The sequence below is a fragment of the Bradyrhizobium sp. URHA0013 genome, assembly GCF_000518345.1.
Classification (GTDB): domain Bacteria; phylum Pseudomonadota; class Alphaproteobacteria; order Rhizobiales; family Xanthobacteraceae; genus Bradyrhizobium.
This window is the reverse complement of the sequence record NZ_KI912426.1, coordinates 1,352,195-1,374,952: the sequence shown is the minus strand read 5'-3', so window position 1 is coordinate 1,374,952 and position 22,758 is coordinate 1,352,195. Positions and strand designations below refer to the sequence as shown.

Below are 22,758 nucleotides of genomic sequence, written 5' to 3'. Positions count from 1 at the left end.
CGTTTCGTTGATTAGTTGAATTTCAATTCGTCGGCGCCGATCTCGGCGAGATAGTGCGCAAGCATATCCGGCGTGACGTCCTCGATCCGCAGCGGCGACCAGGTCGGATTGCGGTCCTTGTCGATCACGGCGGCACGCACGCCTTCGCGAAAGTCGTCGCTGCGGAAGACTTCCAGCGCAGCCCGATATTCGCGCACCAGGCATTCTTCCAGGCTCGACGCGGTGCGCGCGAGCCGCAACAGCTTGAGTGTCACCACCATGCCGCGCGGCGATTTTTCGTTGAGCGTCTTCAATGTCGCCAGCGCGAACTCGGAACCGTCGCGCTTCAACGCGGCAAAAATGTCTTCCATGCGGTCGAAGCCGAACAGTGCGTCGATCGCCGGCTCCTTTGCGGCGACCGGCCCAGCGGTCTCCCCGGTCGCGAAGCCGTTGATGAGCTTACTGACATCGGCCGCTGTGACGCCTTGGCGAACCTTGGTCAGCGCTTCTCGCAATTCCGGCCATTTGGCTGCCGGTACCACTGCATCGGCAAACCTGGCGTGGATCGCATCGGGGCCGTTCATGGTCTGGCCGGTCAGGCCGAAATAAGTGCCGATCTCGCCCGGCGAGCGTGACAACAGCCAGGTGCCGCCGACGTCAGGGAAGAAGCCAAGCCCGACCTCGGGCATCGCAAGCCTGGTGCGGTCGGTCACGATTCGATGGCTCGCGTGCGCCGAAAGCCCGACGCCGCCGCCCATCACGATGCCATCCATGAAGGCGACATAGGGTTTTGGGAGCTTCTTGATCCGGGCATTGAGGATGTACTCTTCCCGCCACAGGATCTTGCCGAGGTCGCCCTTGACCTTCGAGCTCTCCCAGAGCGCCCGGATGTCGCCGCCGGCACACAGGCCGCGCTCGCCGGCACCTTCCAGCACGATCACGGCAACGGCGGGATCGGCCTCAAAACGGTCGAGCGCCTTGTCGATGTCGCGAAACATCTCCAGCGTGACGGCGTTGATCGCCTTCGGGCGATTGAGCCTGATAATGCCGGCCGAGCCCTCGACCCGTGCGACGAGATCGCCCTCCTCCATTCCACTCATCGGGCGCCCTCGATCAATTTGCGCGCCACGATCAGCCGCATGATTTCATTGGTGCCTTCGAGAATCTGGTGCACGCGCAAATCGCGCACAATCTTCTCGATGCCGTATTCGCTGAGATAGCCGTAGCCGCCATGAAGCTGGAGCGCCTGGTTGGCGACCTCGAAGCCGGCATCGGTGCCAAAGCGTTTGGCCATCGCGCAGAGCATCGTGGCGTCGGGATCCTTGCGGTCCAGCGCCGCCGCTGCGCGCCACAGGAACGTACGCGCGGCCTCGAGCTCGATCGCCATGTCGGCGAGACGGAACTGCAATGCCTGGAATTCGTCGAGGCGTTTTCCAAAAGCCTTTCGCTCTTTCATGTAGGAACGCGCCTTGTCGAGCGCGGTCTGCGCGCCGCCGAGCGAGCACGCCGTGATGTTGAGGCGGCCGCCGTCGAGACCCGCCATCGCGATCTTGAAACCGACGCCCTCCTCGCTCAGCCGGTTGGCGACCGGCACGCGGGCGTTCTCGAAGATCACGGCGCGGGTCGGCTGCGCGTTCCAGCCCATCTTGCGCTCGTTGGCGCCGAACGAGACGCCCGGCGTCTTGCCGTCGATCACGAGCGTCGAGATGCCGCCGGGGCCATCGCCCCCGGTGCGCACCACCGCGACCAGCAGATCGGTCCCGCCAGCGCCGGAGATGAACTGCTTCTGGCCGTTGAGTACGTAATGATCGCCCTCACGCACCGCGCGGGTGCGGAGCGCTGCCGCGTCCGAGCCGGCGCCCGGCTCGGTGAGGCAGTAGCTCGCGATCAGTTCCATGGTGCAGAGTTTGGGCAGCCATGTGTGACGCTGGGTGTCGCTGCCGTAGGCATCGATCATCCAGGACGCCATGTTGTGGATGGAGATGAAGGCCGAGGTGGTCGGACAGCCCGTTGCCAGCGCCTCGAAGATCAGCGCGGCATCGAACCGCGACATCGCGGAACCGCCGACATCGTCGCGGATATAGATGCCGCCCATGCCGAGCGCTGCTGCCTCGCGCATCACCTCGACGGGAAAATGCTTCTCCTCGTCCCAACGAAGCGCGTGCGGCGCGATCTTTTCCGCCGCAAACGCCAACGCCATGTCGCGAACCGCGATCTGATCCTCGTTCAGAGCGAACTGCATGTTGGGCTGCTCACTGTTCTCGTCATTGCGAGGAGCGAAGCGACGAAGCAATCCAGTGGGTCCGAGGAGAAAGTCTGGATTGCTTCGCTACGCTCGCAATGACGGGCTGGGCTACAGCCTTACTTCATCAGCGGGATCGAGAACTCCGCGCCTTCCTTGACGCCGGACGGCCAGCGCGAGGTCACCGTCTTGGTCTTGGTGTAGAAGCGCACCGAATCCGGGCCGTGCTGGTTGAGATCGCCGAAGCCCGACTTCTTCCAGCCGCCGAAGGTGTAATAGGCGATCGGCACCGGGATCGGCACGTTGATGCCGACCATGCCGACATTGACCTTGGCCGCGAAGTCGCGCGCGGCATCGCCGTCGCGGGTGAAGATCGCAACGCCGTTGCCGTAATCATGCTCCGACGGCAGCGCCAGCGCTTCCTTGTAATCGTGCGCGCGCACGACCGAGAGCACGGGACCAAAAATCTCTTCCTTGTAGATCCGCATGTCCTTCGTGACGTTGTCGAACAGCGAACCGCCGAGATAGAAGCCGTTCTCGTAGCCCTGCATCTTGAAGCCGCGGCCGTCGACGGCAAGCGTCGCGCCTTCCTTGATGCCGATGTCGATATAACCCTTGACCTTCTCGACCGCCTCGCGCGTCACCAGCGGACCGTAATCGGCGGACGGATCGATCGAGGTGCCGATCTTGAGCGACTCGACGCGCGGGACCAGCTTTTCCATCAAGCGGTCGGCGGTGGACTTGCCGACGGGGACCGCGACGGACACGGCCATGCAGCGTTCGCCGGCCGAACCGTAGCCGGCGCCGATCAGGGCGTCGACCGCCTGGTCCATGTCGGCGTCGGGCATGATGATGGCGTGGTTCTTGGCGCCGCCAAAGCACTGGCAGCGCTTGCCGGTTTGGGCGGCGCGCTCGTAGATGTATTGCGCGATCGGCGTGGAGCCGACGAAGCCGACGGCCTTGATATCGGGATCGTCGAGGATGGCGTCGACCGCTTCCTTGTCGCCGTTGACGACATTGAGGATGCCGGCCGGCAGGCCCGCCTCGATCATCAGCTCGGCGAGCATCATCGGCACGCCGGGATCGCGCTCCGACGGCTTCAGGATGAAGGCGTTGCCGCAGGCAATCGCAGGAGCGAACTTCCACATCGGGATCATCGCCGGGAAATTGAACGGCGTGATGCCGGCGACGACGCCGAGCGCCTGGCGCATCGAGTAGATGTCGATGCCGGGGCCGGCGCCTTCGGTGTATTCGCCCTTCATCAGATGCGGGATGCCGCAGGCAAATTCCGCGACTTCGAGGCCGCGCTGGATGTCGCCCTTGGCGTCAGGAACGGTCTTGCCATGCTCGCGGGCGAGCAACTCGGCGAGCTTGTCGTAGTCGCGCTGCACCAGTTCGACGAATTTCATCATGACGCGGGCGCGGCGCTGCGGGTTGGTCGCAGCCCATTCCGGCTGCGCGGCGCGGGAGTTCTCCACGGCGGCGCGGACCTCGGCCTTCGACGCCAGCGCCACCTTGGCCTGGACGTCACCGGTCATCGGCTCGAAAACGTCGGCGGTGCGGCCCGAGGTGCCCTTGACCTCCTTGCCACCAATGAAATGTCCGACTGAACGCATGGAATGGTCTCCTTAAGGCGAGCTTGAACGCTTTGACAAATCCTATCGACCTGCATTTTATAGGATTCAAGTCTGAGATAATGCACCATAGATGTGCGAAAATGCTGGATCAAGGCGCTATCGACTGGGACGACTTCCGCTTCGTGCTGGCCATCGTGCGGGGCGGCTCGGTTTCGGCTGCGGCAAAACAGCTCGGCGTCGACCATGCTACCGTCATCCGCCGCGTCGACCGGCTGGAGAAGCACCTCTCGGCCAAGCTGTTTGACCGGCGCAAGACCGGCTACCTGCTGACAGAGGCCGGCCAGCGCGTCGCCGACAGCGCGGAAGCCATGGAATCGACCATCGTCGCCAACCAGGAGCAGGTCGGTGGCTCCGTGGCGCGGCTGACCGGCACAGTGAGGATCGGCGCGCCAGACGGATTTGGCACCGCCTTCCTGGCGCCCCGGCTCGCTCAGTTCGCCGACCGGTATCCCGATCTCGATTTGCAACTGGTGGCCACCGCGCGGCTGTTCAGCCTCTCCAAGCGCGAGGCCGATATCGCGATCAGCCTGACCATGCCGAAGGAAGGCCGCATCGTCGGCCGCAAACTGCTCGACTACCGCCTCGGACTCTATGCCGCGCCCGCCTATCTCGACCGCTTCCCGAAAATCACCTCGCGCGAGGTGCTGCCGCAGCATCGCTTCGTCGGCTATATCGAGGAGCTCTTGTTCACGCCCGAGCTCGACTATCTGCCGCAGGTGTCGCCGAAGGTCTCCGCACGCTTGCGCAGCGCCAATCTGATCGCACAACTCAATGCCACGCTCGCCGGCTTCGGTATCGCCGTCCTGCCGCACTTCATGGCGGCCGACTATCCGCAGCTGCTTGCGGTGCTGGCGGAAGAGGTCTCGATCACCCGCACCTTCTGGATGCTGATGCACGCCGACAGCAAGGACCTCGCACGCATCCGCGCGGTGGCGGATTATATTTCCGAGATTGTCGAGCGCGAGCGGGCGCTGTTTGCGGGGCGGTAAGGACGGTCTCGTAGGGGGGCAAAGGCGCCCTAGCGCCGTGCCCACCATGTCTCCACACTCGCGGTTGGATGGTGGGCACGCTTCGCTTTTGCCCGCCCTACGGCACCTCGGCCTAACTCTGCTTCGGCTTCTTCGCCGCCGTTACCTTCGGCTCACGCCGCGCGCCATCGAGCGCACTGTCCTTGCCCGTCTTCAACACCTCGTCCGACAGCTCGCTCGAGCCGGCAATGCGCGCGAGCAGCATGGTGCCGGCCATGGTCGCCAGCGTCGCGATCGCCTGCTTGCGCGCGGCCTTGCGCGGCAGATTCGGGATGAAGTCCGTGATCATCTCGATCATCTCGTCGAGCTTGCCCGCAAAGGCCTTTCGTGTCTTCGGGCTCTCCCGGGCGATCTCGGCGCCGAGCGCGGGAATCGAGCAACCGTGACCGGGGTTGTCGCGATGCACCGTCGAGAGATAGGTCTCCACGATCTGGGGGAGCTGCTTCTCCGGCGCGACCTGATCAGATTGCTTGCGCCAGTGCTCCATCGAGCGATCCATGGCATAGTCGAACGCCTCGATCACGAGCGCCTCGCGGGAATCGAAATGGGCGTAGAAGCCGCCATGGGTCAGGCCCGCCTCCTTCATGAGGTCGGCGACGCCGATGCCGTGGGCGCCCTTTTCGCGCAGCCGCACGGAGGCCTTCTTCACGATGCGGTCGTGGGTTTCCTGCTTGTGTTCCCGAGAATAGCGCATGCGGATCTCATTGGATGTCGGAGGTCATCTAATAACACGGATATCGGCAGGACGGCGCATTAATTCCCGGTAAAATTGTTGCCGATCATGGAAAAGGTCGCCGTTGCGTGCACCGCAAGCGCCCCCTGACCGTCTCGGACGAAACCCTCGGTGTAGCTGGTCTGGCGTCCCAGCTTGATCACCTTGCCTTCGGCGGCGATCAGCCCGGACCGGACCGAGAGCGGACGCAGGAAGGTCATTTTCAGATCGAGGGTGACGGAGCCCTGCCCGGGCTCCAGCCTGGTCGAGATCGCACACCCCATCGCGGTGTCGAGCAGCGCGGCGGCTGTGGCCCCGTGCAGGAGGCCTATGGTGTTTTCGAGATCCTCGCGCGGCTCGAGTTCCATGACGATCCGGCCCGGCTCGACCACGGCCATGACGAAGCCGATCAGCTTGGCAAAGGGGGGCGGCGGTAACCGTCCGTCGCGGATACCCAGCATCGCATCCATGCCTGACAGGCCCATCGCCACTTTCGCGACCGGCGCAGGCACCTGCCACTCCACCACCCGCTCGCGCCGGCCCGCAGGCGAAAACAGGTCGAGTTGATCGTTGCTGGTCATCGCGGCCTCTTGGTATGATTTTCATCATACTATTCTGCGGACTTCGCGCTGGCAACTCCCTCCCGCCCGCTTGACAACCAATGCGTTTCGGCTCGGAAGTGATCCCGACAGGCGCGCCCTCGCGCAAGTCCACCAAACCTTCGAGATGCCACCATGGAAATGCTCAACCACCACTGCGGCGTGACGCGCGATGCGCGCGGCGTCGTTCATGTCGCCATCTGCAACGCCGGCTCGCTGAATATTTTGGGCTCGCCCGTCACCGATGCGGTGCGCGAAGGCTTGCAGCAGCTCTCGTCCGACCGCAGCATCCGGATTGTGGTGCTGCGCGGCCAGAGCGAGAAGAGCATGATCGGTGGCGCCGACATCAAGGAGATGGCCAGGCTCGACCAGAAGTCCGCCGAAGCCTTCATCAGCCGCCTGCGCGACCTCTGCGAGGCCGTGCGCGCCTTCCCGGCTCCCATGATCGCGCGCATGCCCGGCTGGTGCCTCGGCGGCGGGCTCGAAGTCGCTGCCGCCTGCGACTTCCGGATCGCAGCCCATGATGCGCATTTCGGCATGCCAGAGGTGCGCGTCGGCATTCCCTCAGTGATCCATGCCGCGCTGCTGCCGCGTCTGATCGGCTGGGCCCGCGCGCGCTGGCTGGTGATGACCGCTGAGAACATCGACGCGTCGACGGCGCTGGCCTGGGGGCTGGTCGACAAGGTCGCGCCGGAAGGCGGGCTCGATGCCGAGGTCGAGCACCTTGTGCAGGCGCTGCTCGAATGCGGCCCCGAGGCGCTGCGCTCGCAGAAAGCACTCCTGCGGCAATGGGAGGAACTGCCGCTGACGGAGTCGGTGAATTTGAGCGTGAAGGTGTTCGGCGAGTCGTTCCTGACCGACGAGCCGACGCGGCTGATGGGCGCGTTTGTGAATCGGAAGCGTTAGGCGCTCTCAACTTCTTCCGTTCGCACGACCCAATCTCATGCGAACCACAAGATTTTCTCATGCCGGACGCAGTTGCATTTTTTGCGCCGCATCATATGATGATCATAATCTTACATGTCCGACATCGCAGGGAGTCTCCCCATGGCCGAAGCCGCCGATCTCGTCGTCATCGTCTCCGCCGTCCGTAGCCCGCTCGGCCGCTTCATGGGCGAGCTGTCGCCGCTTCCCGCACACAAGCTCGGTTCGCACGTGATCGGCGCGGCACTCGAGCGTGCCAAGCTTGCGCCGGAGAAGGTCGACGAGGTCTTCATGGGCTGCGTCCTTCCCGCCGGCCAGGGCCAGGCACCGGCGCGCCAGGCTGCGCGTGCGGCCGGCCTGCCCGACGCCACAGGGGCGACCACTGTGAACAAGGTCTGCGGCTCCGGCATGAAAGCGACCATGCTGGCGCACGACATCATTCGCGCCGGCTCGGCCGAGATCGTCGTCTCCGGCGGCATGGAGAGCATGAGCAACGCGCCGTATCTGCTCGTCAAGGCGCGTGGCGGCTATCGCGCCGGCCACGACCGCATCATCGACCACATGATGATGGACGGCCTTGAAGACGCCTACGAGACCGGCCGCTCCATGGGCGATTTCGGCGAGGCCACCGCCGAAGCCTACCAGTTCACCCGCAAGGACCAGGACGCCTTCGCGATGGAAACGTTGAGCCGCGCGCGCAAGGCGGTCGAGGGCGGCGCGTTCAAGGCCGAGATCGCGCCGATCACGCTGAGCGAGAAGGCAGGCCCCCGCATCGTCGCTAATGACGAGCATCCGCTCAAGGTCGATCCCGCGAAGATCCCCGGGCTGAAGCCGGCGTTCCGCGCCAACGGCACCATCACGCCAGCGGCCTCCTCCGCCAACGCCGACGGCGCCGCTGCGCTGGTGCTGACGAAGCGCTCACTCGCCGATCGCAACGGCCTGCCGGCTCTCGCCGTGATCAAGGGCCACGCCACCCACAGCCAGGAGCCGCAATGGTTCACCACGGCCCCGATCCCGGCGATCCGCAAGCTCTTGGACAAAGTCGGCTGGAGCGCCGGCGACGTCGACCTGTTCGAGATCAACGAAGCCTTCGCCGTGGTGGCGATGGCGGCGCAGCGCGATCTCGGCATTCCCCGCGAAAAGCTCAACATCAACGGCGGCGCGTGCGCGCTCGGCCATCCCATCGGGGCCACCGGCGCACGGCTGATCGTGACGCTGCTGCATGCGCTCGAGGCGCGAAACCTCAAGCGCGGTGTCGCGGCGCTCTGCATTGGCGGCGGCGAAGCCACAGCGATCGCGGTGGAACGCTTGACGCACTGAGGTGAAAGTCCGGAAATGAGGGAACTCCGTCATTTCAGACAGACGCATCTCGTGTCATTCTGCAAACTTGCGCAGGTGTTTCAAATCCTGCCTACCAAGATTGAGGCCCAATGATCTCGAACTGGCTCGCGGCAACACTCGGCCGCCGCAATATCCACTATGGCTGGGTGATGGTCGGCGTGACCTTCCTCACCGCGCTGATCAGCGCCGGCACGGTCGGCGCGCCCGGCGTGTTCATCGTTCCGCTTCAGAAGGAATTCGGCTGGAGCACGGCGGAGATCTCCTCCGCGCTGTCAATCCGCTTCATCCTGTTCGGGCTGATGGCGCCGTTTGCGGCAGCCCTGCTCAACCGTTACGGCCTCCGCAACGTCACGCTGACCGCGCAGCTCATCGTCGTCTCGGCGCTGGTGCTCTCGCTCGGCATGACAGAGGTCTGGCAGCTCGTCGCGCTGTGGGGCGTCGTGATCGGGATCGGCACCGGCATGACTGCGCTGGTGCTGGGCGCCACCATCGCGACGCGCTGGTTCGCAGCGCGGCGCGGCCTCGTCGTCGGCATCATGACCGCGAGCGTCGCCACCGGCCAGCTCGTGTTCCTGCCGCTGCTGGCAAGCCTCACCGAACGTTTCGGCTGGCGGCTTGCGCTCGGCTTCGTCTGCATCGCGCTTGGTGTTTCCGCCCTCGCGGTCCTGCTCGCGATGCGCGACCGTCCGAGCGATTTGGGCCTGCGCCCGTTCGGCGACGAAGGCACCACACCCCTGCCCGCCCCGCCCGTCAGCCATGGCTCGATCACCGGCGTGGCACTCGGCACGCTGCGCGACGCCTCGAAGAGCAGCGCGTTCTGGGTCCTGTTTGCGACGTTCTTCGTCTGCGGCGCATCCACCAATGGCCTCGTGCAGGTGCATCTGATTCCGATGTGCCTCGATTTCGGCATCCCGCAGGTGCAGGCCGCGGGCTTGCTGGCAGCCATGGGCATCTTCGACTTCTTCGGCACCATCATGTCTGGCTGGCTGTCGGACCGCTACGACAATCGCTATTTGCTGTTCTGGTATTACGGCCTGCGCGGGCTCTCGCTGATCTTCCTCCCCTTCAGCGATTTCTCGTTCTATGGGCTCTCGATTTTCGCGATGTTCTACGGGCTCGACTGGATCGCAACCGTGCCGCCCACGGTGCGCCTCACCGCGCAGAAATTCGGACCCGAGCGCGCCAATCTGGTGTTCGGCTGGATCTTTGCCGGCCACCAGCTCGGCGCGGGCACCGCCGCCTTCGGCGCCGGTTTCTCGCGGACGGTCTATCAGAGCTACCTGCCCGCCTTCTTCATCGCCGGCGCGCTCTGCGTGTTCGCCGCGCTGATCGTGCTGACGTTGTCGCGACAACCGAAGCCAAAGCCGCAAGCCGCGATGGCTTAGTATCTGATGGTGCCGGTGACGCCGTAGAGTGCGGCGTCACCGATCCGCTCGACACGAGGCGGGTCGTTCGGGTTCGGGATGCCGCTCGATTGCGGAAGACGTACCTGAAATAAAACGCGACCAGCCGTCGCAGATCGAAAAATCAGCAAGGCGAACCTGCCGTAGCCGTCGACAGACGCCTTGCGGATGTTCATGCGTCGCAATTATGTCGGCTGGCCTCTCAGGCGACGGAACCACCGCGCGGGTTGACGATCGTATAGCCACGCAATGAACGCGCATGCATTCGCGTCGCGTGTCCGCCCGAGTTGGCGTCGTACGCCATCCAGGTGTCCCCTTCCAGGTGCTGCTCGAGGACGAACACATGTCCACGTCGCGCTGCGACCATTCCCGGTGCGGGTGATGTCCGCGGGAAGCGCAGCCAATTGGCCGCAAGATTCAATTCCGGCACGATACGGCCGAACACGCGCAGAGCCGCGCCGCAGCCGCAGAAGGATGAAGGACACCCTGCCGGACGACTGCCGACGATGCGGGCACCGGAGATGCTCGTCGTCGGGGCGCCGCCCGCGTCGGTCGCTGTCAGTTGCGTTGCGCGATAGGCTTGTAGCGAGGACCTGGGATTCAGTGGGGACCGGGAAGTCCGCTCACGGCGCGTTTGCGCATACGAGAAGTCGCAGGGCATCGTGACGTTGCATTCAGGTACTTGATGAATGCGATAAGTCCGTGCTTCGGAAGCGACGGAGCTGAGGGCAACCAAGAGACACGCAGAAAGAACCGCCTTGAACATTGCAGGGCTCCAAATTGAAGATCCCTGCCCCGGCAATGAGAAACCAATAACAGTTTGGCTGAAATGGGCTAAAAAGCGGCCGAAAGTGGCTTCATTTGCGGGCCGATTTCTGCAGTCCTCATAGCCCAGACGTAGCGGCAGAGATGGACTACTCGCAGAGAACGAATGCGTGTCGTCGCAACTGAGACGCTACCGCATGTGCACGCCGCCCAGCGACGGGCGTCGACCGGCCGAGCGCGCAAACGCCCAGGGCGCCCCTCGAGCCATAAACCCGGGCAGTAATTGTTGCGCGCGTGGTCAGCCCCGAGTCGTCGCCAAACCCGCTCCTGTGGCTATCGCAAAGTCCGATTTTGCAGCACTGAGCGCTGCGGCGAGCTCGTCGATGTGGTAGGGCTTCGATAGGATCCGGATCCCGGCCATTTCGGCGTCGTGAACCGCGGCTTCGGCGTATCCGCTCGTCAGCAGGACCGGGATGTCGCTTCGCCTCCTCTTTATCTCGGACGCGAGTTCGACACCGTTCATGCCGCCCGGCATCATGATATCGGAAAACACCAGATCGACGGAGCGGCCGTCCGCTAGGGCACCGAGGGCCGCCGCAGCACTGGCCGCGCGCGTGACCTGGTAACCGAGCTGCGCAAGCATTTCGCTGACCAGCGCGGCGACCTCGTCGTCGTCTTCGACGAGGAGAACCCGGCCATGATTAGCCTTCTTGGGACGCGCCCTGTTCAGGTCGATGAGATGCCGTTCACCCGAAGGAATATTCCTGGATCGCGGCAAATAGAGCTCGATGCTGGTGCCCTCGTCGACGATCGATTTTATTCGAACCATCCCGCGTGACTGCGTCGCAAATCCGTGCACCTGCGCAAGCCCCAGGCCCGAGCCTTTCCCGACATCCTTGGTCGTGAAGAACGGTTCGAAGACCCGCGCCAGGATCTCGGGGCTCATCCCGACACCCCTGTCGACCACGGACAGGCGGACGTAATCGCCCGAAATTTCATCCTCGTCGAAGCCGGCCAGGTTCTCGCCACGAACAACGATCGTGCCGCCGTTCGGCATCGCATCGCGGGCGTTGACCGCCAGGTTGAGAATGACCAGTTCGAGCTCTCCCGGATCGACCTCCACCGGCCAAAGACCATCCGGAAAATCGAACTCGACGTGAACGTCGCCTCTCAGGCTCCGATCGAGCAGTTCGCGCATGCCGCCGATCTGCGATGCGATGTCGACGGCCTCGGGCCGGAGCTTCTGCCGCCGTGAAAAAGCCAGAAGCTGCCGGGTCAGGCCGGCACCGCGCTGCGCCGCCTGAACCATTCCCTGCAACAGACGACGCCGCCGATCAGGATCTGTCTGCCGATCGAGCATGTCCAATCCACCGGAGATCACCATCAGCAGATTATTGAAGTCGTGAGCTACTCCGCCGGTCAATTGTCCGATGGCTTCGATCTTCTGGGCTTGACGAAGGGTCTCCTCGACCCGGGCGCGCTCTTCCATTTCGGCCCGCAGATGCTTGTTGGCCTCCTCGAGAGCACGGGTGCGCTCGACCACGAGCTTCTCGAGCTCCTGGGCCGTCCGCTCGCGCGCCTGCAGCAAGGTTCGAATTTCATATTGCCGCCGGCGGGCCCGCATTGCGGATTGAATTGCGCTCGTCAGCGTGATCGGCTGAACCGGACGTTCAAGCAGCGAAACGTTGCGGAGTGTCTCGACGATGCTGCGGCGCCAGGCAACCACCGCCGGCTGCTCGCGGTGGCTGGTAAGAATGACAAAGGGCAGGTCGGACCAGGGCGGCTGCCGCTCGATCCAACGTGCCAGCGGCTGGGTATCCTTCCCGAACAAGCCCTCCTCGGCGAGAAGGACCGCGCCCACTCCCGCCGACATCTCGCTGACCAGTTCAGGCAGACCACGACAATTGATTGCGACGAGATTCGAATTGCGGAAAAGCTCGACCGATGCCGCCCCATCACGGCCGATCGGAGCAAACACGAGAACGCAATGATCGCGGTCCGCGCTCATTCCGCCGGCCCCTCTGGCATGCTCGTGCCCGTATAACGCGGATTTCCGGAGAAAATGCCGCTGAACTCGCTCAGCGGAGGGCCTAGCGTGACGCCAGCGCGGCCAAGACGAAACTCGCGGATTGAGTTTTCATGATTGCCGCTGCGCTTCTTCACGACGGAGAGGGCACGCCGCACCGTTCCGCCGACCTCAAAATAGCGCAGCATGAGCACCGCATCACTCAAATAGCTGATATCGAGAGCCGTTTCCATCGGACCGATCAGCCCATGTTGAGCGAGGATCAGGACGGTCAGCACGCCTTTCTGCCCGAGATAGCTCAGGAGCTCATGCATCTGAAGGATGAGGAATCGCTCATCCGGCATCGCGTTGAGGTAACCGTTCAGACTGTCGATGATGACAATCCGGGCGTTATCCTTTTCGACGCTCTTTCGTACATTCGCGGCGAATTCCCCGGGGGACATCTCGGCGGGATCGATCTGTTGAAAGCGGATGAGTCCCGATTGCAGGTGCGTTTCAAGGGGCAGGCCAAGCGTCCGAGCCCGGGCTTCCACCGTGCCGCGACCTTCATCGAAGGCAAAGAACACCGCATGCTCACCACGGGCTGCCGCCGCGATCGCATAGGTCAGCGCGAGAGAAGACTTGCCGACACCGGCGGCGCCCAAAAGAAGCGCACTGGTGCCGCGCTCGAGCCCTCCTCCCAGGAGCTGGTCGAGTTGCGCATTGCCGCTCGGCGTCAACTCACCGATGAACGAGGCGTGATGTTCCCCCGCGACCAGCCGGGGGAATATCCGCACCCCTCCCGCTTCAATGGTGAAATCGTGGAAGCCGCCGCGAAATCGAATGCCGCGCATCTTGATGACGCGCAGCCGCCGGCGCTCTGCTCCATAATCGATGGCGAGCTGTTCGAGCATCACCACGCCATGCGCGATCGAATGGAGTTGCAAATCGTCCTGGGACGACGAGAGGTCGTCGAGGAGGATGACCGTGCAATTGCGGTTGGTGAAGAAGTGCTTCAGGGCCAGAACCTGGCGCCGGTACCGCAGCGGGTTCTGCGCGAGGAGGCGCAGCTCGGACAGGCTGTCCAGCACCACGCGCGCGGGATTGATCCGTTCGACTTCCTTGAATATCAGGCCCGTGGTTTCGCTCAGCTCCATTTCAGCGGGATGGAAGACGGTGAGCTCCCGCTCGGGATCCAGCGTCGTCTCCGGCGGAACCAGTTCGAAGATGTCGACACCTTGCAGCGACCAGCCGTGCCGCTGCGCAACCAGCGTCAGCTCACGCTTGGTTTCCGACAAGGAGATATAGAGCACGCGTTCACCGCAGCGGACGCCCTCGAGAAGGAATTGAAGCGCCATCGTGGTCTTGCCCGAGCCGGGCCGACCCTCGTAGAGGTACATGCGATTGGGATCGAGCCCGCCACAGAGGATGTCGTCCAGACCGTCGCTGCCGGTCGAAATCCTGGGCAAGTCTTCGGGGTCGCTGGTTTGCGCCCCGCTCGAAGAATCGATCATTGAACCCCCTTAAGGTCTGTCGCCAAAAAGACGCGCTCAGGCCCGACACGGACCGCGCAGCCTAGCGCCCCGGTTCCAAGCCGAAAGGCGAGATTTGGCAAAGAAACGCCCGAGGCCGGTTCCCGGTTCCGCAAGCGGGCGCATGGGCCTCAGCCTGTCCCAGCGGAACAGTTTTGGCTGCATCATTTCAGCGTGCAAGGGCTCGATCGACATGCTTCCCGGCGGACGGTGCAAACCGCCCCGGCTCACTGCATGATCGCGGCCGCGATCTTCTCCGCCGACATCAGGACCGGAAAATTGGTGTTGGCGCACGGCACCACCGGAAAGATCGAGGCATCGACGACGCGCAGGCCCTGCACGCCCTTCACGCGCCCCTCCGGATCGACCACCGCCATCGGATCATCGGCCCGGCCCATGCGGCATGAGCAGGAGGCGTGCCACACGCCGATGGTGGCCTTGCGCACGAACGCTTCCAGCGCCTCGTCGTCGTTGATGACGTCGTCGAAGGTGAAGCCCTCGACCACGAAATTGTCGATCATGTAGTGGCGCAGCGCCGCCGGCCCGTCCATCAGGGCCGCGGCGATCTTGGTGAGCATCCTGTTCCGGGTGTTGACCACGCCGATCTTGCGTACGCGGTCGGTATAGGAGGCCGGGAACGGCTTGTCCGTCACGGCCCTGACGACGTCGCTCATCTGCACGGCCGCCATCTTGCGGAAACCGCTCATCAGGCGATCGAGGTCGCGCCGGTCGGACAACAGGTTGAACTCGACGATCGGCTCGGCTGCCGGGTCGCGCGAGGCAAGCTTGACCTGTCCTGTCTCGGAATAGGTCTTGTTGACGAACGTCAGCAGCGATCCGATCTGCTCACCGACGGCGTGCCAGGCTGATTTGCTGAGCAGGACGACGAACATGTCGCCTTTCGGCACGCCTTCGAGCCCGGACGAATAACGCAGGCCAAGCTGCATGTGGCGCCTGGTGTGCTCGTTCATGCGCGCGCCGCGGCGGACAAAGGACGACAACGAGATCGAGGGATGATCCATCAGGCGCTGGCCGACGCCTTGCAACCCCATCAGCACGGGAATACCCATATCCTTGAGGTGACCGACCGGGCCGATGCCGGCGCGCAACAGATGCGCCGGCGAATGGATGGCGCCGCTGGAGAGAATGATCTCGCGGCCGCGGAATTCCTGCTCCCGTCCGTCGACCACGGCCTTCACGCCGACGCATCGCGTGCCTTCGAACAGCAGCTCTCTGACCTGCGTGTTGGTGGAGATCGTCAGATTGGCGCGCTTGCGCGTATCACGATCGAGATAGCCCATGGCGGCCGAGACGCGTTGCTCGGCCTGGTTGGAGTGCGTCACCGGGAAAAACCCGTCGACGAACTCGCCGTTCTGGTCGGCTAAGTATTGGTGGCCGGCCTGTTGGAAGGCATCGGCGAACGCCTGAGAATGTCGCGTCCAGTGCTCGCGCGGGATCCGGCGAACCGGGATCCGGCCGTCCTTGCCATGATACGGACCGTCGAAATCGAGGTCGCGCTCGACCTTCTTGAAGAAGGGCAGCACATCGTTCCAGCTCCACCCCGCAGCGCCGCGCGCTTCCCATTCGTCGTAGTCGGTCGGCGCGCCGCGGTTGGCCATCTGGCCGTTGATCGAGGAGCCGCCGCCAAGCACGCGTGCCTGCTCGTATTTGCGTAAGGGCGGACGTCCTTCGTCCGGATTGTTGTGGCTGACGATCTGGGTCGTGACCTTGAGCTCGGTCCAGTGGAAGCGCGGATCGAAATAGGCCGTACCCGGATAGCTGTCCCTGATCTCGGCCGGCTCGTCGCCGGGCGGTGTGTCCTGTCCAGCCTCGCAGAGCAGGACCTTGTTGGCGCTCCTCGCGGAGAGCCGGTGGGCCAGCACGGACCCCGCCGAGCCGCCGCCCACGATAATGAAGTCGTACACGATTGGCGCTTCCTCTTGTTCTTGCCCGGGAAGCGTAGCGCGTAATTGTTTTGAGGTCACGTCATCGCTGCCGCGACAAAGCGCGAGCAGAGATGCCGGCGACCCCGAAGGCACGGCCTAGCGGCAGGCATCCGCCGCCCGGTCAGCAGGTGATGAGGTAGCGAACCCCGGAGGCTTTAAGGCTTCCTCACGAAGCCCGCGCGCAACCGCTCGGCAAACCAGACTACAAAAATTGAAGCAAACGACAGACAGAAAAATATGGCCGTCCAAAGCAGCGCGTTACCCGCATTTGTCATGACGTCTCTCCCTCGTTTCAAACGAGACGCTTGCAGACAATCGGACGCGTGGCGTTGCGATAGATCAATTTTGCTCAATTGGCATTGGGCAGAGGTCGGCATCAGCGGCTCGCAGTGACGGCTGAAACTACGGCCTGATCGAAAAATTCCCCGGCGGCCCCGGCTTTCGCAATGGCTCCGCCAGCCGCGCGAACTCGCACAGCAGCGACCGCGTCTTCCTGGGATCGATGATCTCCTCCACCCAGAACTTTTCGGCGGAGCGGAACGGCGAGCGCAGCTTGTTGAGGCGGTCCTCGATCTCTTTCAGTTTCTCCGCCTTGTCCTCAGCCGCGTCGATGTCCGCACGGTAGGCGGCTTCGATGCCGCCTTCGAGCGGGAGCGAGCCCCAATAGGCCGACGGCCAGGCGTAGCGGATCGAGAAGCGGTCGGCGGGCTGATGCACCACGCCGGCGACGCCGAAGGCATTGCGCAGGATCACCGTGCACCAGGGCACCGTGGTCTGGTTGACCGCGGCCATGGCGCGAACGCCATGGCGGATGGTGCCCGCCTTCTCCGCATCGAGCCCGATCATGAAGCCGGGGCAGTCCATGAGATAGACGATCGGCAAATGGAAGGTCTCTGCGAAGTCGACCCAGCGCACCACCTTCTGGCAGGCATCCGCCGTCCAGGAGCCGCCATAGTGAAAGCTGTCGCTGGCGAGTACCATCACCGCCCTGCCCTCGAGCCGCGCGAGGCCGACGATGATCGGCCTGCCGAAATTCTTGCCGACCTCGAAAAACGAACCTTTGTCCACGACCTGTTCGACGATCGGCCGTATCTTGTAGACCTGCTTGCGGTTGCGTGGCACCGCGCTCATCAGCGCCTCTTCGGTGCGCTCCGGATTGTCGGTGCAGGGCAAGGTCGGCGGCAGCCCGTCAACCGACGACGGCAGATAGGACAGGAATCGCCGGGCGCAGGCAAAGGCCTCCTCCTCGGTGTCGACGGCATGATCGACCGCGCCGGCGCGGGTCTGGATGTCGGCGCCGCCGAGTTCTTCCTTCGAGAGATCCTGCCCCAGCGCCTTCACCACCGGCGGGCCTGCAACGAACATCGCGGACTTCCGGGTCATGATGGAATAGTGGCTGGCGGCAAGACGCGCGGCACCGAGCCCTGCGACCGAGCCGAGGCCGAGCGCGACCACGGGCACGCGCGACAAGTTTTCGGTGGTGAAGCGATACCAGCGTGTGCCGCCGATACCACCCGGCAGGTTCGCCGCGCCCTTGGTCTCGATGGTCTTGACCGAGCCGCCGCCGCCCGAGCCTTCGATGATGCGGACGATGGGCAGGCGGAGATCATGCGCCATCTCCTCCGCCATCAGCGGTTTTGCGGAGATGGACGCGTCCGCCGAGCCGCCGCGCACGGTGAAATCGTCGCCGACCACGACGACGGTGCGGCCTTCGACGCGGGCACGGCCGAACACGCAGTTCGCCGGCGTCAATTTCTGCAACTCGCCGCTGGAATCGTACTCGCCGACGCCGGAGACGGCACCGATTTCGTGAAAGCTACCTTTGTCGGTCAGTCTGTCGATACGTTCCCGAACAGTCAGTCGGCCCTGGTCATGCTGACGCTTGACCTTGTCAACGCCGCCCATCTCCCGCGCGAAGGCTTCGCGCCGGGCGAGCTCGTCGAGTTCCGACTTCCAGTTCATTCACTCCCTCCGAATTGATCGGCTTGTTATTGTTGTGCACGGCCATGGCGACCGGTTTGCGCGGGATGCGGGCGTTGAATACGTCGCCCTCCGCGCCGTCCATCAGGCTGCCGAGCGAGCGGCCGAGCGCGACCATCAACGGGGCGACTTCGGCATGCAGACGCTGCTCGTTATACATCGACGACAGAAGACCGATCGTGATCACCACAAACGTCTGATACTGCGGCGACCAGATCGGCACCGCGAGCCCGTTGATGTGCGGGCTCCACAAGCCGCAGGCCACGACATAGCCGCGCTCATGCAGCGACTGCCGGTTGGCCTCGATGCGGGGCCGCAGGATTTTCGCAGCCTCGGGAGCTTCCCGCTCCATGTCCGCGAGGAAGGCATCGCCGACCTCGGGCGCCAATGCCGCGGTGTAGGCTGCGCCCGCAGCAGTGGAGGCCATCGAGATGCGGCTGCCGGTGCCCTCGTGCAGGCCGAGTGCCGAGGCCGAGCGCGCAAACTGGAGATAGACCAGATGGAAGCGATCGGGGACCACGAAACCAACCGTGCCGGGCAGTTGCTCGGCGACTTCCTGAAGCCGCTGGCGAATCATGCTGCGCAGCTGCGCGCCCTTCATCATCGAGGCGCTCATCGCCACCGCGCTCGGCCCGATGCGATATTTCTGATCGCGCGGCAGATAGACCAGCTGACCCATTCGCGTCAGCGTGTGCGTGAGCCGCGACACGGTCGAGCGCGGCAGGCCGCAGCGGTTTGAAATTTCGAGATTGCCGAGCCTGCTATCGTGGCCCTCGAAGCATCGCAACACGTCGAACGCGCGCGACACCACTTGGATGACATCACCCTCACCGGCATCGCCGGCGAGCGCACCTTGTCTACTCAACCGCTCTGAACGTCGTCCCATGATCCCTACCGCTTGTTCCGCTGTGCGGAATTAAATTCCGCTTGCAGAAGAAACTACCTCAGGCATTTTGCGACCACAAGAAGAAGGCGATGGCATGCCAGAGATTAAGATCGTCACGGAGATCGCGGGTCGCATCTGCTCAACTCCCGTGCAAGTTGGAGGAACCGTTGCGGATGGTGATGAGATTGTGCTGGTCGAAGCGATGAAGATGGAGATACCTGTGCTTTCTCCTGTGAGCGGCGAGATCACATCTATCCTGGTGAAGATCGACGACGTCGTTGCCGAGGGACAGGCGATCGCGATCGTTGCGAACTGACTGCATTCTCCGTCTTTTCCGCGACAATCTGTCAGCCTCATTGCTGCGTTCGCGGTACGGCGTTGCCATTGCTTGATCGCGATGACATGATCCGTTTCAAACAAAACCTGTTTCAAACAAAGAAAGAAAATCGTCGCGGCAAACGCGAGGATCATTGGAGGGAAACATGCTTCGTGGGCTGATCGTGCTCGCGCCTGCCTTGGTGGCGGGCCTTTCTTTTGCGTCTACACGCTATGCATTCGCCGAAGACATCAAGCTACCGGCGACATTGACGTTCACCGCCTATGACACCGGCACCGCCGGCTTCAACATCGCGGTCGGCGTCGGCAAGATGATGAAGGACAAATATTCGACCGACGTGCGCGTGCTCCCCGCAGGCAACGACGTCGCGCGTCTGGCGCCGCTGCGCGCCAAGCGTGCGGTCTCCGCGGCGATGGGATCGGGGACCTATTTCGCGCAGGAAGGCGTGTTCGAGTTCGGCTCCAGGGAGTGGGGCCCGCAACCGCTCCAGATCCTGCTCTCATCCGTCGACTGCAATTGCGGCACGCTCGGCGTGGCTGCGGATACAGGCGTGAAGGAGCTGAAGGATCTCAAGGGCAAGCGCGTCGGATTCGTCGTCGGCTCGCCGGCGCTGAACCAGAACTCGCTCGCGGTGCTCGCCTTCGCCGGCCTGACGCAGAAGGACGTCAGGGTCGTCGAGTTCGCAAGCTACGGCGCGATGTGGAAGGGCCTGATCAACAACGACACCGACGCGGCCTTCGGCACCACCATCACCGGCCCCGCCAAGGAAGCCGAGACCTCGCCGCGCGGCCTGATCTGGCCGCCGCTGCCCGCCAAGGACAAGGAAGGCTGGGCGCGGATGCAGAAGGTCGGCTCATTCTTTTTCCCGCAGACCGCGACCTGCGGCGCCGGCATCTCGCCGGACAAACCGATCGAGCTCGGTAACTACCCCTACCCGATTTTCGTCGCCTACGCCTCGCAAGCCCCCGACCAGGTCTATGCGATCACCAAAGCCATGATCGTGAACTACGATTCCTACAAGGACGCCGCGCCCGGCGCCGGCGGGCTTGCGGCCGATCGCCAGACCAAGAACTGGGTGGTGCCGGTGCATCCCGGCGCGGTAAAGGCGCTGAAGGAAGCCGGGCAATGGAGCGACGCGCAGGACGCTCACAACAACAGACTGATCAAGCGCCAGGAGGTGCTTGGCGCAGCGTGGACCGACTACGGAAAGTCCAACCCGCCTGCGGATGACAAGGCGTTCCTCGACGGCTGGATGAAGGCGCGTGCCACAGCCCTTGCGAAGACCGACATGCCGAACGGGTTCGAGGATTAGTTCTCAGCGTTTATTGCCCACGCGCGGGGTCGATCATGTCGTCTGCTTCAGTCTCTACCGCCGCGCAGGACGAGGCCAAGCGGATCGTGTTCGACGATCCGCATGGCGCCGCCGGCAACATGCAGGAAGCGGAGGTCACGCGCGTCCGAAGCTTGCCCGGCGCGTGGCGCTGGATGCTCGTCGTCGCGACCGCCGCGACCGTCCTGCTCTGCATCAACCAGCAATTCTCGCTGCGCTTCTTCGTCGGCTACACCCAGCTCAACACGGAGTACTTCTATCTCCTGATCGCCCTGATGCTACCGTTCACGTTCCTGATCTTCCCGGGAACCGCACGCGCGCCGCTCGACCGCATTCCCTGGTATGATCTTCTCTGCTTCGTCGTGACTTTTGCCGCAGCGCTTGTGTTGATGTCGAACGTGCGCAAGGCCGCGGAGGCCGGCTGGGAATTCGGCGGCGCGCCGAACAGCGTGACAGCCGCGGGTCTCGTGATGTGGGTGATGCTGATGGAGGCGCTGCGCCGGACCGGCGGCTGGAGCCTGCTACTGAGCGTGCTCCCCTTCACCGTCTATCCGCTGTTCGCGGAATCCAGCTGGTTAGGTCCGTTCCGCGGCACGCAGTCGACGCTGGAGCAGGCGACCGCCTATCACGTGCTGTCGGGCGAGAGCCTGCTCGGCATTCCCATCCAGGCGTTTGCCGACACCGTGATCGGCTTCCTGGTGTTTGGCACCGCGCTGATGATGACCGGCGCCGGAAAGTTCTTCATCAATCTCGCCTTCGCGCTGTGCGGCACCTTCCGCGGCGGCGCGGCGAAGGTCTGCATCTTCGCCAGCGGCCTGCTCGGCATGATGTCGGGCTCGATCATCTCCAACGTGCTCACCGCCGGCACCATGACCATTCCGGTGATGAAGAAGAGCGGCTTTCGCGCATCTTATGCCGGCGCGATCGAGGCTTGTGCCTCGACCGGCGCGGTGCTGGCTCCGCCGGTGATGGGCGCGACCGCCTTCGTGATCGCACAATTCCTCAATGTCAGCTACGCCGATGTCGCGATCGCGGCCATCATTCCCGCCGCGCTGTATTACATCGGCCTGTTCATGCAGGTCGATTCCTACGCCGCACGACACGGGCTGAAGGGTATTCCGCGCGCGGAGCTGCCGCGGGTCATGGATACGATCCGGGACGGCTGGTACTACGTCTTCGTGATCGCGCTGCTGATCGTGATGCTGCTCTACTTCAAGCGCGAGAGCCATGCGCCATTCTACGCTACCGCCCTGCTTCTGGTCCTCAACCAGCTGTTCTCGAAGGAGACGCGCTGGACTGTGGCGACCATCGGCAAATTCCTCGAGGTCAACGGCCGCACCTTCGTCGAGCTCGTCGGCATCCTCGCCGGCTGCGGCCTGCTGATCGGCGCCTTCTCAATGACAGGCGTGGTGTCGAGCCTCGCCAACGACCTGCTGCGCATTGCCGGTGACAATCCGTTCCTGCTGCTCGGCATGTGCGCCCTCACCAGCCTGATCCTCGGCCTCGGGTTGACCACGACGGCCTGTTACATCTTCCTCGCCATCCTGGTCGCACCGGCGCTGGAGAAGCTCGGGCTGAACAAGATGGCCGTGCACATGTTCATCTTCTACTGGGGCATGTTGTCGTCGATCACCCCGCCGGTTGCGATCGCCTCGTTCGCGGCGGCAGGTATTGCCGGCTCGCCGGCGATGAAGACGGGCTGGGAATCGATGTGGGTCGGCAGCATCATCTATTTCATCCCGTTCTTCTTCGTGCTCAATCCCGCGCTGGTGCTGCAGGGGCCGAGCCCCTATTTGGCCGGCCTCGGTTTGATGGCGCTTGCGGCGTTCGGCACGCTGTTCATCTGCGGGGGCATCCAGGGCTACCAGCCCTTCGTCGGCGATCTCCGCGGCGCCGGTGCGCTGGAATGGCCGATCCGCGTGCTGCTGGTGATCGGCGGGTTCGTGGTGGCCACCCCCGGCGGCGGCATCATGCCGCTATCGCAAATGCAGGTGACGCTGCTCGGCCTCGCCATCCTCGTCCCCACGGTTTTGCTCGCCTTGCTGCTGGTCCGGCGGCAGACCATGGTGCCGGACGGGTTGCGCGTGCCCTGATTGCGTTGCACAAAGAGAG

At 63.9% G+C, this 22,758-nt stretch carries 19 protein-coding genes; 7 read left to right on the top strand and 12 right to left on the bottom strand.

All coding sequences use genetic code 11. The features are described from left to right. Nucleotides 1-11: 11 nt before the first annotated feature. From N551_RS0126995 to N551_RS0126985, 3 genes are all read right to left on the bottom strand, one after another. A complete protein-coding gene (locus N551_RS0126995) occupies nt 12-1,079 on the bottom strand; it encodes an enoyl-CoA hydratase/isomerase family protein (protein WP_027569567.1) in 1,068 nt (355 codons plus the stop codon). Further along, a complete protein-coding gene (locus tag N551_RS0126990) occupies nt 1,076-2,221 on the bottom strand; it encodes an isobutyryl-CoA dehydrogenase (protein WP_027569566.1) in 1,146 nt (381 codons plus the stop codon). Before N551_RS0126990 ends, N551_RS0126995 begins: the two co-directional genes overlap by 4 nt. A 119-nt stretch (nt 2,222-2,340) precedes the next feature. Further along, the gene (locus tag N551_RS0126985) at nt 2,341-3,837 is read right to left on the bottom strand and encodes a CoA-acylating methylmalonate-semialdehyde dehydrogenase (protein WP_027569565.1); all 1,497 of its coding nucleotides are present in this window, start codon (nt 3,835-3,837) and stop codon (nt 2,341-2,343) included. 101 nt (nt 3,838-3,938) lie between these two features. Here N551_RS0126985 and N551_RS0126980 point away from each other — a divergent pair, with 101 nt between their 5' ends. Beyond that, entirely contained in the window at nt 3,939-4,847 is a 909-nt protein-coding gene (locus N551_RS0126980) for a LysR family transcriptional regulator (RefSeq protein WP_027569564.1), read from the top strand. A gap of 112 nt (nt 4,848-4,959) precedes the next feature. Here the strand turns inward: N551_RS0126980 and N551_RS0126975 are convergent, their stop codons facing one another. Continuing rightward, nucleotides 4,960-5,580 (bottom strand): TetR/AcrR family transcriptional regulator, encoded by a 621-nt coding sequence (locus N551_RS0126975; RefSeq protein WP_027569563.1) that lies wholly within the window; start codon nt 5,578-5,580, stop codon nt 4,960-4,962. Nucleotides 5,581-5,639: 59 nt separating this feature from the next. Further along, a complete protein-coding gene (locus N551_RS0126970; RefSeq protein WP_027569562.1) occupies nt 5,640-6,179 on the bottom strand; it encodes a PaaI family thioesterase in 540 nt (179 codons plus the stop codon). A 153-nt stretch (nt 6,180-6,332) separates the two neighbouring features. Here N551_RS0126970 and N551_RS0126965 point away from each other — a divergent pair, with 153 nt between their 5' ends. The 3 genes from N551_RS0126965 (at nt 6,333) to N551_RS0126955 (ending at nt 9,847) form a co-directional block, all read left to right on the top strand. Next, complete coding sequence (locus tag N551_RS0126965) at nt 6,333-7,103, top strand: enoyl-CoA hydratase (protein WP_027569561.1); 771 nt, start codon at nt 6,333-6,335, stop codon at nt 7,101-7,103. Between the two features lie 141 nt (nt 7,104-7,244). Then, the gene (locus tag N551_RS0126960) at nt 7,245-8,441 is read left to right on the top strand and encodes an acetyl-CoA C-acyltransferase (protein ID WP_027569560.1); all 1,197 of its coding nucleotides are present in this window, start codon (nt 7,245-7,247) and stop codon (nt 8,439-8,441) included. 110 nt (nt 8,442-8,551) lie between these two features. Further along, nucleotides 8,552-9,847 carry an MFS transporter gene (locus N551_RS0126955; protein ID WP_027569559.1) on the top strand — a complete coding sequence of 432 codons (1,296 nt, stop codon included), beginning with the start codon at nt 8,552-8,554 and terminating at the stop codon, nt 9,845-9,847. On the opposite strand, the gene N551_RS39025 is transcribed toward N551_RS0126955, so the two are convergent. The 7 genes from N551_RS39025 to N551_RS0126920 all read right to left on the bottom strand — a co-directional run bounded on the left by N551_RS39025 (nt 9,844) and on the right by N551_RS0126920 (nt 18,979). Continuing rightward, nucleotides 9,844-10,041: a hypothetical protein gene (locus N551_RS39025; protein ID WP_027569558.1), complete on the bottom strand. Its 198-nt coding sequence runs from the start codon at nt 10,039-10,041 to the stop codon at nt 9,844-9,846. The two genes, N551_RS0126955 and N551_RS39025, sit on opposite strands and share 4 nt — an antisense overlap. A 26-nt stretch (nt 10,042-10,067) precedes the next feature. Continuing rightward, nucleotides 10,068-10,631: a hypothetical protein gene (locus N551_RS36335; protein WP_035962523.1), complete on the bottom strand. Its 564-nt coding sequence runs from the start codon at nt 10,629-10,631 to the stop codon at nt 10,068-10,070. A gap of 297 nt (nt 10,632-10,928) precedes the next feature. After that, nucleotides 10,929-12,638 (bottom strand): response regulator, encoded by a 1,710-nt coding sequence (locus N551_RS0126940; protein WP_027569556.1) that lies wholly within the window; start codon nt 12,636-12,638, stop codon nt 10,929-10,931. Continuing rightward, nucleotides 12,635-14,149, bottom strand: coding sequence for an ATPase domain-containing protein (locus N551_RS0126935; RefSeq protein ID WP_027569555.1), 1,515 nt, complete (start codon nt 14,147-14,149; stop codon nt 12,635-12,637). The genes N551_RS0126940 and N551_RS0126935 overlap by 4 nt, the downstream gene beginning before the upstream one ends. A gap of 245 nt (nt 14,150-14,394) precedes the next feature. Then, the gene (locus N551_RS0126930; protein WP_027569554.1) at nt 14,395-16,092 is read right to left on the bottom strand and encodes a GMC family oxidoreductase; all 1,698 of its coding nucleotides are present in this window, start codon (nt 16,090-16,092) and stop codon (nt 14,395-14,397) included. Nucleotides 16,093-16,515: 423 nt separating this feature from the next. Next, entirely contained in the window at nt 16,516-18,075 is a 1,560-nt protein-coding gene (locus tag N551_RS0126925) for an acyl-CoA carboxylase subunit beta (protein WP_027569553.1), read from the bottom strand. After that, nucleotides 18,005-18,979, bottom strand: a complete 975-nt coding sequence (locus tag N551_RS0126920) for an IclR family transcriptional regulator (protein ID WP_027569552.1) — start codon at nt 18,977-18,979, stop codon at nt 18,005-18,007. Before N551_RS0126920 ends, N551_RS0126925 begins: the two co-directional genes overlap by 71 nt. A gap of 94 nt (nt 18,980-19,073) precedes the next feature. Here N551_RS0126920 and N551_RS0126915 point away from each other — a divergent pair, with 94 nt between their 5' ends. The 3 genes from N551_RS0126915 to N551_RS0126905 all read left to right on the top strand — a co-directional run bounded on the left by N551_RS0126915 (nt 19,074) and on the right by N551_RS0126905 (nt 22,739). Beyond that, nucleotides 19,074-19,295: an acetyl-CoA carboxylase biotin carboxyl carrier protein subunit gene (locus N551_RS0126915; RefSeq protein ID WP_027569551.1), complete on the top strand. Its 222-nt coding sequence runs from the start codon at nt 19,074-19,076 to the stop codon at nt 19,293-19,295. A 166-nt stretch (nt 19,296-19,461) separates the two neighbouring features. Continuing rightward, nucleotides 19,462-20,628 (top strand): TAXI family TRAP transporter solute-binding subunit, encoded by a 1,167-nt coding sequence (locus N551_RS0126910; RefSeq protein WP_027569550.1) that lies wholly within the window; start codon nt 19,462-19,464, stop codon nt 20,626-20,628. A 35-nt stretch (nt 20,629-20,663) separates the two neighbouring features. Beyond that, entirely contained in the window at nt 20,664-22,739 is a 2,076-nt protein-coding gene (locus N551_RS0126905) for a TRAP transporter permease (RefSeq protein WP_027569549.1), read from the top strand. The last annotated feature ends 19 nt before the right edge of the window (nt 22,740-22,758 follow it).